Origin of the sequence: Actinoallomurus sp. NBC_01490 (genome assembly GCF_036227085.1) — a bacterium.
Taxonomy (GTDB): Bacteria; Actinomycetota; Actinomycetes; order Streptosporangiales; family Streptosporangiaceae; genus Actinoallomurus; species Actinoallomurus oryzae.
The window spans coordinates 2,071,158-2,086,722 of the sequence record NZ_CP109433.1 but is presented as its reverse complement, the minus strand read 5'-3'; the positions used below and the strand labels follow the sequence as shown (position 1 = coordinate 2,086,722).

Annotated in this window: 14 protein-coding genes and 1 tRNA gene; 9 read left to right on the top strand and 6 right to left on the bottom strand. The window is 71.4% G+C overall.

Annotation, left to right across the window (positions count from 1 at the left end; all coding sequences use genetic code 11):
• Positions 1–23: 23 nt before the first annotated feature.
• The 6 genes from OG417_RS10355 to OG417_RS10330 all read left to right on the top strand — a co-directional run bounded on the left by OG417_RS10355 (position 24) and on the right by OG417_RS10330 (position 8,667).
• On the top strand, positions 24–1,145 hold the full coding sequence (locus OG417_RS10355; RefSeq protein ID WP_329253243.1) for a carbohydrate kinase family protein: 1,122 nt from the start codon (positions 24–26) through the stop codon (positions 1,143–1,145).
• A gap of 98 nt (positions 1,146–1,243) precedes the next feature.
• On the top strand, positions 1,244–2,587 hold the full coding sequence (locus OG417_RS10350) for an ABC transporter substrate-binding protein (protein ID WP_329253240.1): 1,344 nt from the start codon (positions 1,244–1,246) through the stop codon (positions 2,585–2,587).
• Complete coding sequence (locus tag OG417_RS10345; RefSeq protein ID WP_329253237.1) at positions 2,584–3,528, top strand: carbohydrate ABC transporter permease; 945 nt, start codon at positions 2,584–2,586, stop codon at positions 3,526–3,528. The genes OG417_RS10350 and OG417_RS10345 overlap by 4 nt, the downstream gene beginning before the upstream one ends.
• The gene (locus OG417_RS10340; RefSeq protein ID WP_329253234.1) at positions 3,525–4,316 is read left to right on the top strand and encodes a carbohydrate ABC transporter permease; all 792 of its coding nucleotides are present in this window, start codon (positions 3,525–3,527) and stop codon (positions 4,314–4,316) included. Before OG417_RS10345 ends, OG417_RS10340 begins: the two co-directional genes overlap by 4 nt.
• Positions 4,317–4,372: 56 nt before the next feature.
• A complete protein-coding gene (locus OG417_RS10335; protein WP_329253231.1) occupies positions 4,373–7,162 on the top strand; it encodes a sugar-binding protein in 2,790 nt (929 codons plus the stop codon).
• A 131-nt stretch (positions 7,163–7,293) separates the two neighbouring features.
• Positions 7,294–8,667 (top strand): MFS transporter, encoded by a 1,374-nt coding sequence (locus tag OG417_RS10330; protein ID WP_329253228.1) that lies wholly within the window; start codon positions 7,294–7,296, stop codon positions 8,665–8,667.
• Between the two features lie 46 nt (positions 8,668–8,713).
• On the opposite strand, the gene OG417_RS10325 is transcribed toward OG417_RS10330, so the two are convergent.
• Positions 8,714–9,016 (bottom strand): DUF3618 domain-containing protein, encoded by a 303-nt coding sequence (locus OG417_RS10325; protein ID WP_329253224.1) that lies wholly within the window; start codon positions 9,014–9,016, stop codon positions 8,714–8,716.
• A 214-nt stretch (positions 9,017–9,230) separates the two neighbouring features.
• Between OG417_RS10325 and bcp the strand changes: the two genes are divergently transcribed.
• Positions 9,231–9,701 carry a thioredoxin-dependent thiol peroxidase gene (gene bcp, locus OG417_RS10320; RefSeq protein ID WP_329253221.1) on the top strand — a complete coding sequence of 157 codons (471 nt, stop codon included), beginning with the start codon at positions 9,231–9,233 and terminating at the stop codon, positions 9,699–9,701.
• Positions 9,702–9,716: 15 nt separating this feature from the next.
• A tRNA-Leu gene (locus tag OG417_RS10315) sits at positions 9,717–9,792 on the top strand.
• Between the two features lie 165 nt (positions 9,793–9,957).
• On the opposite strand, the gene OG417_RS10310 is transcribed toward OG417_RS10315, so the two are convergent.
• The 5 genes from OG417_RS10310 to OG417_RS10290 are packed head-to-tail and all read right to left on the bottom strand — an operon-like array spanning position 9,958 to position 14,375.
• Positions 9,958–10,749 carry an alpha/beta fold hydrolase gene (locus OG417_RS10310; RefSeq protein WP_329253218.1) on the bottom strand — a complete coding sequence of 264 codons (792 nt, stop codon included), beginning with the start codon at positions 10,747–10,749 and terminating at the stop codon, positions 9,958–9,960.
• 28 nt (positions 10,750–10,777) lie between these two features.
• A complete protein-coding gene (locus tag OG417_RS10305) occupies positions 10,778–11,110 on the bottom strand; it encodes a hypothetical protein (RefSeq protein ID WP_329253214.1) in 333 nt (110 codons plus the stop codon).
• 41 nt (positions 11,111–11,151) lie between these two features.
• Positions 11,152–12,006, bottom strand: a complete 855-nt coding sequence (locus OG417_RS10300) for a hypothetical protein (protein ID WP_329253211.1) — start codon at positions 12,004–12,006, stop codon at positions 11,152–11,154.
• Positions 12,007–12,020: 14 nt separating this feature from the next.
• Positions 12,021–12,926 (bottom strand): nitrilase family protein, encoded by a 906-nt coding sequence (locus OG417_RS10295; protein ID WP_329253208.1) that lies wholly within the window; start codon positions 12,924–12,926, stop codon positions 12,021–12,023.
• A gap of 12 nt (positions 12,927–12,938) precedes the next feature.
• Positions 12,939–14,375: an amidase gene (locus OG417_RS10290; protein ID WP_329253205.1), complete on the bottom strand. Its 1,437-nt coding sequence runs from the start codon at positions 14,373–14,375 to the stop codon at positions 12,939–12,941.
• Positions 14,376–14,541: 166 nt separating this feature from the next.
• Between OG417_RS10290 and OG417_RS10285 the strand changes: the two genes are divergently transcribed.
• Positions 14,542–15,564: a LacI family DNA-binding transcriptional regulator gene (locus OG417_RS10285; protein WP_329253202.1), complete on the top strand. Its 1,023-nt coding sequence runs from the start codon at positions 14,542–14,544 to the stop codon at positions 15,562–15,564.
• Position 15,565 lies beyond the last annotated feature (1 nt).

The following is a 15,565-nucleotide window of genomic DNA, read 5'->3' as shown; positions in this document are numbered from 1 at the left end:
AGATCCGGTGAGGGAGGCGCCCCATGGGTCAGGTGGAGAACATCGCGGCCCCGCCCGGCCGCGCGCCCGAGCCCCGGCTGCACGACCCCTGCGCCGAGCGCGGCGCGGCCGGTGAGCTGCTGCATCCCGGACACGGCGGGCTCGACGTGTTCCTCGCCGGCACCGTCTTCATGGACATGATCTTCACCGGGCTGCCCGGCCTGCCCCCGCCCGGCACCGAGCTGATCACCGACGGACTCGGGTCGGCCCCCGGCGGCATCGCCAACATCGCGGTCGCGATGAGCCGGCTCGGCCTCAACGTGGGCCTCGCCGCCGCCTTCGGGGACGACATGTTCGGCGCCTACCTGTGGCGCACCCTCTCCGAGCAGGAGGGGGTCGGGCTGGAGCTCTCACGCCGGCTGCCCGGCTGGCCCACGCCCGTCACGGTGTCGCTGGCGTACGACGCCGACCGCAGCATGGTCACCTACCACCGGCCGATGCCGGTGATGCCCGAGGAGCTGATCACGGCCCCGCCCGCCGCGCGCACCTGCTTCCTCGACATCGACCACCCCGTGCCCGACTGGGCGCGGGACATGCGCGGCCAGGGCACGACCGTGGTGGCCGACGTCGGCTGGGACTCCACCGAGACCTGGTCCAGCGACGTGCTCGACCGGCTCGACCAGGTCGACGTGTTCCTGCCCAACGCCATCGAGGCCATGGCCTACACCCGCACCGCGACGCCCGAGCTGGCCCTCGCGGCGCTCAGCGAGCGGGTGCCGGTCGTCGTGGTCAAGCGCGGAGGCGACGGCGCGATCGCGATCGACGGCACCACCGGCGAGCGGGCCGAGGCCGCGGCGCTGCCGGTCGAGGCCCTCGACCCGACCGGGGCCGGCGACGTGTTCGGGGCCGGGTTCGTCTACGGCACGCTCGCGCAGTGGCCGCTGCTCGAACGCCTGCGCTTCGCCAACCTGTGCGCCGGCCTGTCCGTGCGCCACCACAGCGGCTCGCTGGGTTCGCCCTGCTGGGGCGATATCGCCGCGTTCGGCGAGTCCGGTGAGCTGCCCGAGGAGATCCTCCGCGACTACTCGTTCCTCGTGCCGTACATCCCCGACGCGGCCCCGATCAACGTCACGCGCGCCGAGCCCACCGTACGCGGAGCGTGGTGAATGCCTGATGGACCGTTCCCCAGAACCGGTGCGCGTGAGATGAAGATCTTGTAAAAAGGCACCGAAGCCTCGGTTCGGTTGACGAAGGAGCCCCCGCCATGCGGAAACCGATCGTGACCATCGCCGCCATGCTGATCGCCGTGTCCGCCTGCGCCCCCGGTTCGAACAATCCGAAACCGACGCAGAAGCCGCCGAGCGCGGTGCAGACCGACGTCGCCAAGGCCGGGCCGGTCACGCTGACCGTCTGGGACCAGGAGGTCCTCGGCGGCCAGAACGAGCAGATGCAGAAGCTCAACGCCGCCTTCCACGCCAAGTACCCCAACGTCACGATCAAGCGGGTGTCGCGGTCGTTCAGCGACCTGGAGAAGACCCTGCGCCTCGCGCTGTCCGGCGACAACCCGCCCGACGTCGTCGAGGCGAACCAGGGCTACGGCATCATGGCGGCGCTGGTCAAGGCGGGAGCGCTGATCCCCCTCGACCCGTACGACAAGGTCTACGGCTTCCGCAAGCGGTTCCCCGCGGGCGTCTCCCAGCTCAACAGCGTCACCGGCGACGGCAAGACGATCGGCTCCGGCAACCTGTACGGCGTCTCGATGACCGGCGAGGCGGTCGGCATCTACTACAACACCGACAAGCTCGCCAAGCTCGGCATCCAGCCGCCGACGAGCTTCAGCCAGTTCGAGCAGGACCTGGCGCTCGCCAAGAGCAAGGGCGAGACCCCGATCTACTTCGCCAACCTGGAGAAGTTCCCGGCCATCCACGAACTCGGCGTGCTGCTCGGCCAGACCGCCGACAAGGGCGCGCTGCGCAACCTGGTCTTCGGCCAGGGCGGCGCGTGGACCGACCCGCCGGTGGTCCAGGCCGTGCAGAAGCTCGCCGACTGGGCGAAGAACGGCTACCTGCCCCGCACCGCCAACGCCGGCAAGTACAACGACTCGCCGTCGGCGTTCGCGAAGGGCGACGGGGTGTTCCTCATCGGCGGGCCGTGGTTCGCCGCGGACCTGCAGAAGAAGATGGGGGACAAGGTCCGCTTCATGCTCCCGCCACCTCCGCAGGCCGGACAGGCCCAGCCGTCCACGCTGGGCGGCCCCGGCCTGCCGCTGGCGATCACCGCCAAGTCCAAGCACCCCGACGTCGCCGCGGCGTACCTGAACTTCATGACCAGCCCGCAGGCGATGGACGTCGTCGTCCAGACCGGCGGGCTGCCCTCGGCCAAGCCGGCGAGCGCCACGCCGTCCACGCCGGTCGGGCGCGACGTGTTCCAGGCCTACCGGACCGCCAGCGACAAGGACCTCCTCGTCCCGTACCTCGACTACGCCACGACGACGTTCCTGGACACCCTCGGCGGCGCGCTGCAGGAGGTCATCGCGGGCCGTAAGACGCCACAGCAGGGCATGGCCGTCGCCCAGAAGGACTACAGCGGCTTCCTGGCGAAGAAGTGAGCGCGCGGCAGTACTCCCTACCCGGCCGGGAGAAGAGCGGCCGCTCGGCTTCCGGCCGGAAAGAGCGCGCCCGTCCGCCGGGCGAGCCCCGCCGGATCGGTTACCTGTACGTCCTGCCGGCGTTCGTGGTCTATGCGCTGTTCCTGCTGTGGCCGCTGGTGCACGGGGCGTACCTGTCGCTGTTCCACTGGGACGGCCTCACCCTCGGCACGTGGGCGGGGCTGGGCAACTACACCCATGCGTTCGCCGACCCGAGCCTGCGCGGGTCGTTCTGGCACGCCTTCGTCCTGCTGTTCTTCTACGCCGTGCTGCCCTGCTGCATCGCGTTCGTGCTGGTGTCGGTGATGTCGCGCTCGCGCCCGCGCGGCATGACGTTCTTCCGTACGGTCCTGTTCCTGCCGCAGGTCGTGGCGATGGTGGCCGTCGCGGTGGCCTGGCAGTGGATCTACTCCGACCACGGCCCGGTCAACGGCACGCTCCGGTTCTTCGGGCTGGGCGGCCTGACGCGCGGCTGGCTCGGCGACTTCGGCTGGGCGCTGCCGTCGGTCGGCCTGATCGGCACCTGGGTGGAGATCGGGCTGGCCATGGTGCTGTTCCTCGCCGGCGTGCAGAAGATCCCGGTCGAGCTGTACGAGGCGGCGCGCATCGACGGCGCCGGTGCCGTACGGGAGTTCTTCGCCGTCACGCTGCCGGGCCTGCGGCGGGAGCTGGCGGTCGCGCTGACGCTCACGACGGTGGCCGCGCTGCGCAACTTCGACCTGATCTACCTGACGACGAGCGGCGGGCCCGGCGACGCGACCAAGGTGCCCGCCTACGAGGTGTACAACCGCGCGTTCAACACCGGCGAGGTGGGGCTGGCCTGCGCGATCGGCATCACGATCGCGATCATCGTCTTCGTCCTCACCGCCGGGATAACGCGTGTTGTCGAAGGACGTGCATGACCTCTCGTAACGAGCGCCTCGCCACGTACGGGGTCCTGAGCCTGTTCGCGGTCGTGGCCGTCTTCCCGCTGCTCGCGGTCGCGGCGCAGGCGCTGGGCCTGCCACACCTGTCGTTCGGCGCGTTCACCGAGGCCTGGCGGCAAGGGCACTTCGCCCGCTACCTGACCAACAGCGTCATCGTCGTCACGGTGGTGGTCGTGGTCGCGTCGGTGCTGTCGATCCTGGCCGGGTACGCCCTGGGCACCATGGAATTTCGCGGTTCGACCGCTTTGTTCTATGTGTTCCTATTGGGACTGATGGTGCCTTCTGAGGCCATTGTCATCCCGCTGTATTTCGACCTGCGCTCGGCCGGCCTGGACAACACGCTGCCCGGCCTCATGCTCCCGCAGATCGCCCAGTCGGTGTCGTTCGGCGTCTTCTGGATGCGCGCCTACTTCCGCTCCGCGCCGCGCTCGCTGATCGAGGCGGCGCGCATCGACGGGGCTTCGAGCTGGACCACGCTGCGCCGGGTGCTGGTGCCGGTCGGCCGGCCCGCCATCCTCACGATGGTGCTGCTCATCGCCATGTGGACCTGGAACGAGTTCCTGCTCGCCCTGGTGATCGTGAACTCCGACGAGGGCCGGCGCACGGCGCCGCTCGGCCTGTCGATCTTCCAGGGCCAGCACCAGACCGAGTACCAGCTGCTCATGGCCGGGGCCCTGATCGTGGCCACGCCGGTCGTCGTCGTCTACGTTTTCCTCCAACGGCATTTCATCGCGGGCATGCTTTCCGGGGCTGTCAAAGAATGAGTTCGCAACGTACTCTCAGTCGATCGGGAGTGATCGTTTAAGAGGAGTTGGCCTCCATGCGCGGAGGGTTCGGGGCGCCCATGGCGCTCGCCGCCGGTCTGGTCGTCTCGCTGCTGCCCTCGGCCGTCCCGCCGACGTCGCCGCGGCAGCCTTCGGCGCCCGAGTCAAGGCAGGTCAACGCCGCGGCGAGCGCGTACACCGAGGCGTCGCACGCCCGGCCCGCCGTCTTTCCCGCCGCGCCGGCCCTCCGCCGGGCGGTGCCCGGCCGGAACGTTCCCACGTCCACGGCGAGCACGCCCGCGGCCGCCCGCGCCGGCGGACTCGACGTGTTGTTCGTCGGCGCCCACCCCGACGACGAGTCGGGCGACCTGTCCACGTTCGGCCAGTGGAACGAACAGCGCCACCTCCGTACGGGCGTGCTGACCATCACCCGGGGCGAGGGCGGCGGCAACGCGGTCGGCACCGAGGAGGGGCCGGCGCTCGGCCTGCTGCGTGAGGCCGAGGAGCGCAAGGCGGTCGCGAAGGCGGGCATCACCGACATCGACTACCTCGACAAGGTCGACTTCTACTACACCGTCAGCGACGAACTCACCCGCAAGGCGTGGGACCACGACTCCACGATCGCCAAGGTCGTCCGCCTCGTCCGCGAGACGCGGCCCAAGGTGATCGTCACGATGACGCCGTCGCCGATCCCGGGCCAGCACGGCAACCACCAGGAGGCCGGACGGCTCGCGGTCGAGGCGTACTACCTGGCCGCCGACCCCAAGGCCTTCCCCGGGCAGCTCACCAAGGAGCACCTGCACACCTGGCGGGCGGGCCGCCTCCTCCACCAGGAACACCTCGTCAAGAGCGACGCCGGCCCGGCGTGCGAGACGACGTTCACCCCCACCGACCCGTCCGCCGACGTGTACGGCGTCTGGGCCGGGCGCCGGTCGCGGAGCGGCGCGACCTGGGCGCAGGTGGAGGCCGAGGCCGATCGCTTCTACGCGAGCCAGGGCTGGGCCGGCACCCCGGACCCGCCGTCCGACCCGAACCAGATCGGCTGCGACTACTTCACCCAGGTCGACAGCCGCGTGCCCTTCACCCCGGGGAACCACGCTCCGGACGCGGCGCTGGAGGGCGCGGTCTACCCGGCCCGGGGCGGCCTGCCGCAGGGCACGGAGTTCTCCCTGACCACCAGCGCGTTCGGCGTGGCCGCCGGTGAGCCGTTCACCGTCACCGCGCACGCCCCCGCCGGCCGGGTCGCGCTCTCCCTGCCCGCCGGTTGGACGTCCGCCGGCTCCGGTACGGTGCGCGACGGCACGGCCGAGTTCACCGTCACCCCCGCCGCGGACGCGAAGGCCGGGCGCGTACGGCTGGGCGCGACCGTGACCACCGCGCACGGCACCGGCACCACCGACCGGGCCGTGGAGGTGCGCGACGCCGTCACCGGCGTGCAGCAGCCGCTGCCGCGGGTGTCCGACTTCGACGCGTGGGCCGCGTCCACCGGCGTCCCGCAGCTGTCCGGGCGGGTCGAGCGCGTGCTCACGCTCGGCTCCGGCGGGTCGCGTACGGTGCGCGTCGACCTGACCGACACCACGGACCACCCGCACCAGGGCACCGTCACGCTGAACCTGCCGCAGGGCTTCACCGCCGAGCCCGCGAGCCTGCCGTACTCGCTGGAGGCCGGCAAGACCGGCTCGGTGACCTTCACCGTGCGCAACACGGACGCCTCCCTGCCGACCTCCAACCAGGGCGGCGACGCGGGCGACTACGACTACACGATCAGCACGACGGCCGACGGCGCGACCACCGACGTCGCCAAGGCCGCGCTGGAGCTCGTGCCGCAGACGACGATCCCCCAGGCGAGCGCGGCACCGGACGTGGACGGCAAGGAGGCGGCCGGGGAGTACTCCGGGCCGTCGCTGAACCTCTCGCGGCTGTGGGAGGGCACGGCGTGCTCGTCGGCCGCCGACTGCTCGGCCACCGGCAAGGTGACCTGGTACGACGACGCGCTCTACGTGCTGGTCCAGGTGAAGGACGACAAGCAGGGCAGCGCGCTGGACGCCGCCGACTGCAAGCGGCACTGGCGTACCGACTCGGTGGAGATCGCGCTCGACCCGCGCGGTGACGCGGAGAACACCTCGACGACCTTCAAGACCGGCATCCTGCCGTTCACCTCCGGCGACGGGCCGTGCTTCGAACGCGACGCAGACAACCACCAGGGGCCGGGCGCGGAGACCGCTCCGGGCATGCAGGTCGCCTCGGCCGTGTCCTCGCCGTACACGGGCTACACGGTGGAGGCCAAGATCCCGCTCGCCGACCTGCCCGCGGCCGTCGACCCGTCACGGTTCGCGCTCGATATCTTCGTCTACGACTCCGACACGACCGACAAGACGGGCCAGACGCGCATCGGCTGGTCGACGTGGGGCGGCGTCCAGGGCGACCCGTACCGCTGGGGCCTGGCCACCCTGCCCGGCTACACGCCGCCGCCCGGCCGGCCCACGACGGCCCCGCCGCCGGTGATGCCGCAGACCGCGGCGCTGTCGGTCAACTCACCGCAGTCGATCATCCAGGCGGCGTCGACGCGCGTCCCGCTCGCCGCCGGGCCGGCCGCGCCGTTCGCCGTACGCCTGGCCGGGCGGCCCGAGGTCGGGGACGGCTCGGTCACCTTCCGGCTGCGCACGGGCGGTCCGGGCGTCGCGTACGCCTATGTCTGGGACGGCGGGATCCTCGGCCAGAAGAAGGTCGAGATCGGCCGCGCCGGCACCACCACGGTGACCGTACCGGGCGCCACCGGAACGCTCGCGGTCGCCTTCGAGGCGACGGCCGGTGGCACCGCGAGCGTCGCCGCCGAACTGAGCTGAGCGGCCGCTCGAAGTTTGGGAGTCGTCTGTCCGGGCAACCTCGGTCTGGCATTCGGTGACGGGTTCAAGACCGTCCGTTTACGGTCTTTCGGGTCCCGCCGCCCTCGTCCGTCGAGGAGGAAGGACACTCCATGGTGGAGCACGTCGAGCCGACCGCTTCCGGAGATCAGGAGCCACCCGACCAGGCGACCGTCCGCCGAGCCGTCGTCGCCTCGGCGATGGGCAACTGCATCGAGTGGTTCGACTTCGGGGTGTTCAGCGCCGGCGTGATGACGACCATCATCGGCACCGTCTTCTTCCCGCACGACAGCACCGGCAGCGCGACCCTCAAGTCGTTCGCGCTGATCGCGGCGGCGTTCGTGATCCGGCCGTTCGGCGGCATGTTCTTCGGCCCGCTCGGCGACCGGCTCGGCCGGCAGCGCGTCCTCGCCACCACGATCATCCTGATGTCCGGGTCGACCTTCGTCATCGGCATCCTGCCCGGCTATGACACCATCGGCCTCGCGGCGCCGATCCTGCTCCTGCTCGTCCGCCTCATCCAGGGCTTCTCCACCGGCGGCGAGTACGGCGGAGCCGCCACGTTCATCGCCGAGTACGCGCCGACGCGACGACGAGGGGTGCTCGGCAGCTTCCTGGAGTTCGGCACCCTGTGGGGCTACATCCTCGGCTCCGGCCTCGTTCTGCTGGCCAACCTGAGCCTCGGCGAGGACCGGATGCACGCCTGGGGCTGGCGCATCCCGTTCCTGCTCGCCCTGCCGCTCGGCCTCGTCGGCCTGTACGTGCGCATCCGGCTGGAGGACACCCCGGCGTTCAAGGAGATCGACGAGACGGGACACAAGGCGTCCTCGCCGCTGAAGGAGACCCTGCTCCACCACTGGCGGATGATCCTCAACCTGATCGGCATCGTCATCCTGCTCAACGTCGCCGACTACACGCTGCTGACGTTCATGCCGTCGTACCTGACCGAGAACCTCGGCGTCGGCGACGTCGCCGCCCAGCTCACCACCATCGGCGTGGAGTTCGGCATGCTCCTGGTGATCGCGCCGCTCGGCCGCCTGTCCGACCGGATCGGCCGCAAACCGCTGCTGGCCACCGCCGCCACCGGCTACATCGTGCTGAGCTTCCCCGCGATCAAGCTGATGCAGCTCCACAACCCGGTGACGGTGACCGCCGGCTTCGCGATCATGGGTGCGCTGCTCGTGCTGATGCTCGCCGTGATCGGGTCGACGTTCCCGGCGATGTTCCCCACGCAGGTGCGGTACGGGGCGTTCGCCATCGGCTACAACATCTCGACGTCGGTGTTCGGCGGCACGTCGGCGCTGGTGATCGACTCGTTGATCAGCGTCTTCCACACCAACTACATCCCGGCGTTCTACCTGGTCGTCGCCGGTCTCATCGCCCTGGTGCCGATCCTTTCGATCCCGGAGACGGCGGGCGTGTCGATCAGGAACGTCGCGACGCCCCGCCGCTCGGGCTCGGGCCGCTTCGCCACCGCGTCGGACTGAACGCCCCCTGGACCGCCGGGGACCCGGGTGCCCCGGCGGTCGCCGGTCAGCAGTCCTGCCGGCCCCGGCGCAGGAGCAGGCGCAGGGCGACGCCGGCGGCCAGGAGGCCGGCGCCGATCAGCACCGGGCCGGTCAGCGGGCTCAGCCGCTCGGCCGACTCGCGCCGGACCATCGTTCGGATGTCCGTGGCGACGTGCCCGGCCTCCTCCTTGGCCCTGGCGACACCTCGCTGCGCGAAGCGCTTGGGGCTCAGGCGCTCGGCGAGCAGGTCGACGCTGCGCGCCAGCTCCTGACGCGTCAGCTCGATCTCGCGCTCTATCACCGCGGGGTCGCGGGTCTTGTCGGCCATCTCGTTTCGTACCTCCTGCGGCGCTGTCCACCGGGCGAAGCAATGATCAGTCTCTCAGGAACGGACCCGCGACACCGCGTCCTGCCCACTCTGTACCCGATCCCGTTGCCGGGGGACCCTGACGAGTAGGGTTGGGCAAGGTTCTGTTTCCCGGTCCCGTGCCGCACAGTGAGGCTCGCGGAACAGACCCTGGCTCGAACGGAAAGGTACTCTCGTGACGGAACAGCGGCTGGAGCCCGGGGACGCCGCCCCGGAGTTCACTCTCCCCGACGCCGACGGCAACCCCGTCTCCCTGTCGTCGTTCCGCGGCCGGCGCGTGGTCGTGTACTTCTACCCGGCCGCCATGACCCCCGGCTGCACGAAAGAGGCGGTCGGCTTCCAGGAGCACCTGGAAGACCTCACCGGATCCGACGTGGCCGTCCTCGGCATCTCCCCGGACGAGCCCGCCAAGCTCGTCAAGTTCCGCGAACGCGAGAGCCTGACGTTCCCGCTGCTCGCCGACCCCGACACGAAGGTCATGCAGGCCTACGGCGCGTACGGGGAGAAGAAGCTGTACGGCAGGACGGTCGTCGGCGTGATCCGGTCGACCTTCATCGTGGACGCGGACGGCAGGATCGAGAAGGCCTTCTACAACGTGAAGGCCACGGGCCACGTCGAACGCATTCTGCGCGAGCTCGGCGTCTGACCGGCGCTCGCACCAGGGGTCGTAGTCCAATCAGGCAGGAGACACGCGACTTAGGATCGCGCCAGTGTGGGTTCGAATCCCACCGGCCCCACGCGACTCAGGCGACCTATGCCCTTGCGGGCCGGGTCGTCGCGTTTCCACCGCCCAGGGGGCGACCCCCTGGAACCCCCGATGTGAGGGGCTCCGCCCCCACGCCCCCCAGCGGGCTGCTGTCGGAGGAGGGTTCCCACGCTCAGCGCGGTCTGGCATGTCTCCCTCATTCGGCGGTCGCGAGCACTTCGGTGATGGTCTCGGCGAGTAGTCGTGGAGCTTGGGCGTGGGCCAGGTGACCCTGGCTCGGGAGTCGTACGACCTGCGCCTGGGGCAGCGCTTGGGCAAACGGGGCGAAGGCGATGCCGTACGGAACTGCGTCTTCATTGAGTTCGCCCAGGAGCAGGGTGACCGGTGGGGCGATGTCGCGGTACTTCTCGTAGGCGGGGCGGTGGTCGTCGATGGCGGCGAGTTCGTCGGCCAGCGGGGCGGCCAGCGGGCGCAGGACCTGCCAGACGGGGTCCTGACGCAGCGCGGCCACGTACTCCGCGCTGAAGCCCGACACGGTGGTGTTGACGATCTCCACCGCACGGTCGAGGTCGCCGCGGCCGATGGCCTCGCGCAACAAGGGCACCGCCTCCGGGGCGAACGGGTGCGCGACCGGCTCGTACAGGGTGAGTGTCCGCAGGCCCCCGCGCTCGGTGGCGGCGTCGGCGGCGATCAGGGCGCCGTAGCTCCAGCCGAACAGGTGCGCGGGTTCGCCGAGGGCGTCGAGCACCTGGTGGAGGTCGTCGATCTCGGTTCGCACGGTGTAGCCGGCGCCGAGCGGGCCGCTGGGCGTGCGGCCTCGCCGGTTGATCACGATGACCGGGTTGGGGAGGGTGATCCCGTCGACGACGGGCTGCCAGGTGGCGGCGTCGGCCATGACGCCGGGCAGGATGACGAGGGGCGGGCCGTCGCCGTCGCGTGTCCGGGCGCTGATGGCCGTGCCTTTGTGGTCGAACGTGAGCGTTCGCATGCCGAGGCCTCTCGACTCGGTGGACGGGTCAGATCGCCGTGAAGCCGGGCAGCGCGCCCAGCAGCGGTATGGCGACGAGCGTGCAGACCGTCATGGACACGACGTTGCCGATGAACGGGTGGAAGTCCGCGGGCAGTCGTCGGGAGATCCACGCGGCCAGCGGTGGGCCGGCGAGTGCGCCGAGCACGGCCCCGGCGACGACGGCCTGGACGGTGGATCCGTACGTCAGCACGGTCGCCGGGGCGACGGAGACGACCGGCACGAAGGTGGGGTACCAGCCGTCTTCGGCCCAGCGCCGCCGGTAGACCAGGACCCCGACCGTGGCGGCGATGACCTGCGCGGTCAGCAGGGCGGGCAGCATGCCGCCGCCGTACACCGGCGTCAGCGGGTTGAGCAGGAAGGTCAGTACGGTGCCGCCGACCAGGCCGATCGAGGCGAGTTCGTTGCGTAGAACTGGGCCTCGGTGAAGTCGGCCAGGACACGTCGGACCACCCAGCCCGGTCCCTGGTCCGGCGGCGACGCGGCGGGGACGTCCGGCGAGTCGGGTGCCGGCGTGGACCGCGCGGCCAGGGTCGGCGGCATCCACGGCAGGTGGCGGCACAGCGCGAAGGCGATCAGGGCGCCGACCCACATGCCGGTGACGTTGCCGATCACCGTGGGCAGGTGCAGCGGCAGGCAGAAGCAGTTGACCACCAGCAGCGCGACCGGGGTGGTCAGGGTGGCGCCGAGCGCGGCGCCGGTCGCCGCGACCGTCCAGCCCGCCCCGTAGATCAGGACGATGGCCGGCGGGACCGAGACGAACGGCACGAACGTGGGCTGCCAGGCACCGGACGCGGGCAGGGTCCAGCCCCAGGCGGCGTCGGACAGCAGCAGGCCGAGGAGGGCGGAACCGGCCAGCCACGGCCACAGGCCGGTGCCGTACGCGACGGGGAACCCCGCCCGGCGACGGCCGCGCCTCCAGGCGACGTGGGCGACCCAGCCGCCGGCGAGCATGCCCAGCCCGCCCAGGGCGGTCTTGAAGAACTCCGCCTCGGTGGTGTCGCCGATCCACCACCGCAGGAACTGCGGGATCCGGGTGTACGCCTGCCGCTGCCAGTGGGCGTAGCCGGGCAGGAGGTGGGGCAGCCGGCCGGTCACGCGGGTGAGCGCGACGGCCGCCGCGGCGGTGACCCCGATCAGGACGAGTCCGGCGAGCCACTGTCCGGCCGTCGCGGACGCGGTCGTGGGGGCCGGGCGGGTGGCGCGTTCGGTGGACATGAGCCTTCCTTCCTTCAGCGAGGGAAGGCGTCGCCGCGGCGGTAGCCCAGGAGCGGGTCGTACAGGTCGGTACGGCGATCGCGGGCGAGGTCGTTGAGGTCGTTCCAGATGAGCGCCGAACGCGCGGCGACCAGGTCGAGGTCCGCGTACACGATCGTTTCGTCCTCGGCCGGCGCGACCGGGCCGATCGGCCACCCGTTCGTGCCGGTGATGAGCGAGCAGCCGAGGAACTTGCCGCCCCGCTCCTCCCCCACCCGGTTGGCGGCCACGAACGCGACGTTGTTGACGTGCGAGGCGGTCATCGTCAGGTAGGAGGCCATGCACCGGCCGGCCTCGTCGAACAGCGGCGGCGGCGTCCACACCCAGTTGTTCGCGCTGCAGATGACGTCGGCGCCCTGGACGGCCAGCAGCCGCGCCGCCTCGGGGAACCAGATGTCCCAGCAGATGAGCAGGCCGATCCGGCCGATTCTGGTGTCGAAGACGGGAAAGCCCAGATCGCCCGGGGTGAAGATCAGCTTCTCGCGGTCCCACAGGTGGGTCTTGCGGTACTTGCCGATCAGCCCCTCGGGGCCGATGAGCACGGTGGTGTCGAACAGCCGTACCCCGTCGCCGTCCTGCTCGGTCAGGCCGCCGACCAGGTAGAGGCCGCGCTCCCGGGCGAGCTCGGTCCACGCCTGCGTGGTCGGGCCGCCCGGCACGTGCTCGGCGTGGGCGTACGCCTCCTCGCGGGTGGCGAACGCGTAACCGGTGTTGGCCAGTTCGGGCAGCACGACCAGGGTCGCTCCCCGGTCGGCGGCCTCGTTGACCAGGTCCAGTGTCCGCTGCAGGTTGCGGTCCTTGTTCTCCAGGCCGACCTGGGGGTCGAACTGGATGGCGGCGGCCATCACCGGGCTGGTGGCGTCCAGAGGAGGGGTGGACATGGCGGGTTCCCTTCAGTGCGGGGACGGTACGGAAAGGTCGGTCTCGGGGGTCGCGTCGTACAGCTCCTGCGCCACGGCCAGCAGCAGGTCCTCGCCTCCGGCCGGCCCGACCAGTTGCAGGCCGACGGGCAGCCCGTCGACCAGCCCGGCGGGCACGCTGACGGCGGGCAGCCCGAGCACGCTCCAGGGGCTGGTCAGCGCCAGCAGGGCCGTACGGACGTCGGGGACGCCGTCCGCTCGCCGGGCGCCCAGCGGCGGTGCGGTGATCGGCGCGGTGGGCAGGGCCAGCAGGTCATGGTCGCGCAGCAGCGCGGTGATCGCGTCGCGGGAGCGTTCGCGCAGGTCGCGTGCCCGTACATACTCCCAGCCGCGCACGCGGGCGGCCCCGCGGAGCCGTTCGGCGACCTCCTCGTCGTACAGATCGGCGGCGGTGGCCATCCGGTCGGCGTGCACGGCGTAGACCTCGCTGCTCTGAATCGTGTGGTACGCCCGCGCCAGCGCGGCGACGCCGGGAACGGTCACCTCCTCCACCGCGAATCCGCCGCCGGCCAGGAACCGCAGGGCCGTGTCGGCCACCTGGGGCCAGGCGTGGTGGATCACGTCCGGCGGTATCCAGCCGACCCGCCGCGCACCGCCGGGCTCGGTCGCCGTACGGCCGGAGAGCACGTGCCAGAGCAGGCGGCAGTCCGCGGCGGTACGCGCCAGCGGCCCCACCGTGTCCAGTGACGGCGCCACCGGGTACACGCCGTCGAGCGGCACGCCGCCGTGGGAGGGTTTCAGCCCGACGACACCGCACAGGGCCGCCGGGATGCGCACCGATCCACCGGTGTCCGTCCCGACGCTCACCGGGACGACGCCGGCGGCCACCACGGCCGCCGACCCGCTGCTCGACCCGCCCGTCATGCGGTCGGGCCGGTACGGGTTGCGCGTCGCTCCGTTCGCCGCGCGGTCGCCCGTGGGCCCGTACGCGAACTCGTGCGTCGCGGTCTTGCCGATGATGACCGCGCCCGCCGTACGCAGCCGCCGTACGCAGGTCGCGTCCCGGTCCGGCACCCGGTCGGCGAAGTGCCGTGAGCCCATCGTGGTGCGCAGCCCGGCGGTGTCGACCACGTCCTTGACCGCCACCGGAATTCCGTGCAGCGGGCCGCGGTCCACGCCCGCCGCCAGCTCCTCGGCGGCGCGGCGGGCGGCCGCCCGCGCCCCGGCCTCGTCGAGGGTGACGAACGCGTTGAGCTCCGGTTCGAGGCGGGCGGCCTCGGCGAGCGCCTGTTCCGTGAGGTCCTGCGGGGACACGCGGCCGGCGCGCAGTTCGGCGGCCAGCGCGGTCACGGTGTGCCGGGCGAAGTAGCCCGCTCCGGCCGGAGACGGCAACCGGCTCACCGGGCCCACCGCACGTGGCACCGGACCGGAGGCGCGCTGCGTCCGGCGCCGGGGGCGTTCTGGCGGCATCGCACCGCTTCACCTCCTTTCACCCAAACGTTTGGGCGCAGGAGAGTCGCTACCCAAACGTTTGGCGCAAACGTTTGGGTAGTATGAAAGGCGCAGGTCGCTGAACTGTCAAGGGCCGGGATGAAAAGATCGCTGCCGGCGCGGCACCACGAGAGGCGGGACCAGGGTGGCTCGAACCGGGCAACGGCATGCGACGCTGCGTGCGATCGCGCAGTCGGCCGGGGTCGATGTCTCGACGGTGTCCCGGGTACTCAACGGATCACCCGAACAGGCCCAGCGGGCCGCGTCCCGGCAGACCGCCGAACACATCCGCCAGTGGGCCGCCCGGCTGAACTACCGCCCCAACCCCCACGCCACCAGCCTGCGCACCCGCCGCAGCGACCAGATCGGCGTACTGGTCCCCCACCTCACCGACTTCGTCCTGGCCACCGTCTACGAAGGCATCGAGGACGCCGCCGCCCGCCACGGCAAGACCACCTTCGTGATGAACAGCCACGACCAGCCCACCAAACAACGCGAACGCACCGAACTGGCACTGTCCCGCCGCGTCGACGGACTCATCTTCGGCGACGCCCACACCGACGCCGCCTTCCTCGACGAACTCGCCGCCCAGCAAATCCCCTTCGTCCTGGTCAACCGCCACGCCGGCGACCACCCCGCCATCACCTGCGACGACTACCAAGGCGGCCGACTGGTCGCCGAACACTTCCTCCAACTCGGCCACACCCGAGTCGCCGTCATCGCCGGCGAACCCTTCGCCAGCACCGGCATCGACCGCACCACCGGCTTCTGCGACCGCTACCACCAAGCCGGCATCAACGTCCCCCCCTCACACATCATCCACTCCCACTTCGACGCCACCGGCGGACGCACCGCCACCGACCACCTCCTCCACACCCACACCCGCCCCACCGCGATCTTCGCCGTCAACGACTTCGCCGCCATCGGCGCACTCGGCGCCCTCCGCGACCAGAACCTGCGCCCCGGCCACGACATCGCCATCGCCGGCTACAACGACACCCCACTCGCCGCCCAACTCCCCATCCCCCTCACCAGCGTCCGCTCCCCCATGCACACCATGGGCGCCCACTCCCTCGAACTCCTCCTCCAAGTACTCGCCGGCCAACCCGCCCCCTCCAAACGCCTCACCCCGGAACTGGTCATCCGCGCCTCCACCGATCCCGGATGAC

Coding starts and splice junctions, on each gene's coding strand:
- OG417_RS10355 (WP_329253243.1), top strand. CDS start 24: ATGGGTCAGGTGGAGAACATCGCGGCCCCGCCCGGCCGCGCGCCCGAG.
- OG417_RS10350 (WP_329253240.1), top strand. CDS start 1,244: ATGCGGAAACCGATCGTGACCATCGCCGCCATGCTGATCGCCGTGTCC.
- OG417_RS10340 (WP_329253234.1), top strand. CDS start 3,525: ATGACCTCTCGTAACGAGCGCCTCGCCACGTACGGGGTCCTGAGCCTG.
- OG417_RS10335 (WP_329253231.1), top strand. CDS start 4,373: ATGCGCGGAGGGTTCGGGGCGCCCATGGCGCTCGCCGCCGGTCTGGTC.
- OG417_RS10330 (WP_329253228.1), top strand. CDS start 7,294: ATGGTGGAGCACGTCGAGCCGACCGCTTCCGGAGATCAGGAGCCACCC.
- OG417_RS10325 (WP_329253224.1), bottom strand. CDS start 9,016: ATGGCCGACAAGACCCGCGACCCCGCGGTGATAGAGCGCGAGATCGAG.
- OG417_RS10310 (WP_329253218.1), bottom strand. CDS start 10,749: ATGCGAACGCTCACGTTCGACCACAAAGGCACGGCCATCAGCGCCCGG.
- OG417_RS10305 (WP_329253214.1), bottom strand. CDS start 11,110: ATGCTGCCCGCCCTGCTGACCGCGCAGGTCATCGCCGCCACGGTCGGG.
- OG417_RS10300 (WP_329253211.1), bottom strand. CDS start 12,006: ATGTCCACCGAACGCGCCACCCGCCCGGCCCCCACGACCGCGTCCGCG.
- OG417_RS10295 (WP_329253208.1), bottom strand. CDS start 12,926: ATGTCCACCCCTCCTCTGGACGCCACCAGCCCGGTGATGGCCGCCGCC.
- OG417_RS10290 (WP_329253205.1), bottom strand. CDS start 14,375: ATGCCGCCAGAACGCCCCCGGCGCCGGACGCAGCGCGCCTCCGGTCCG.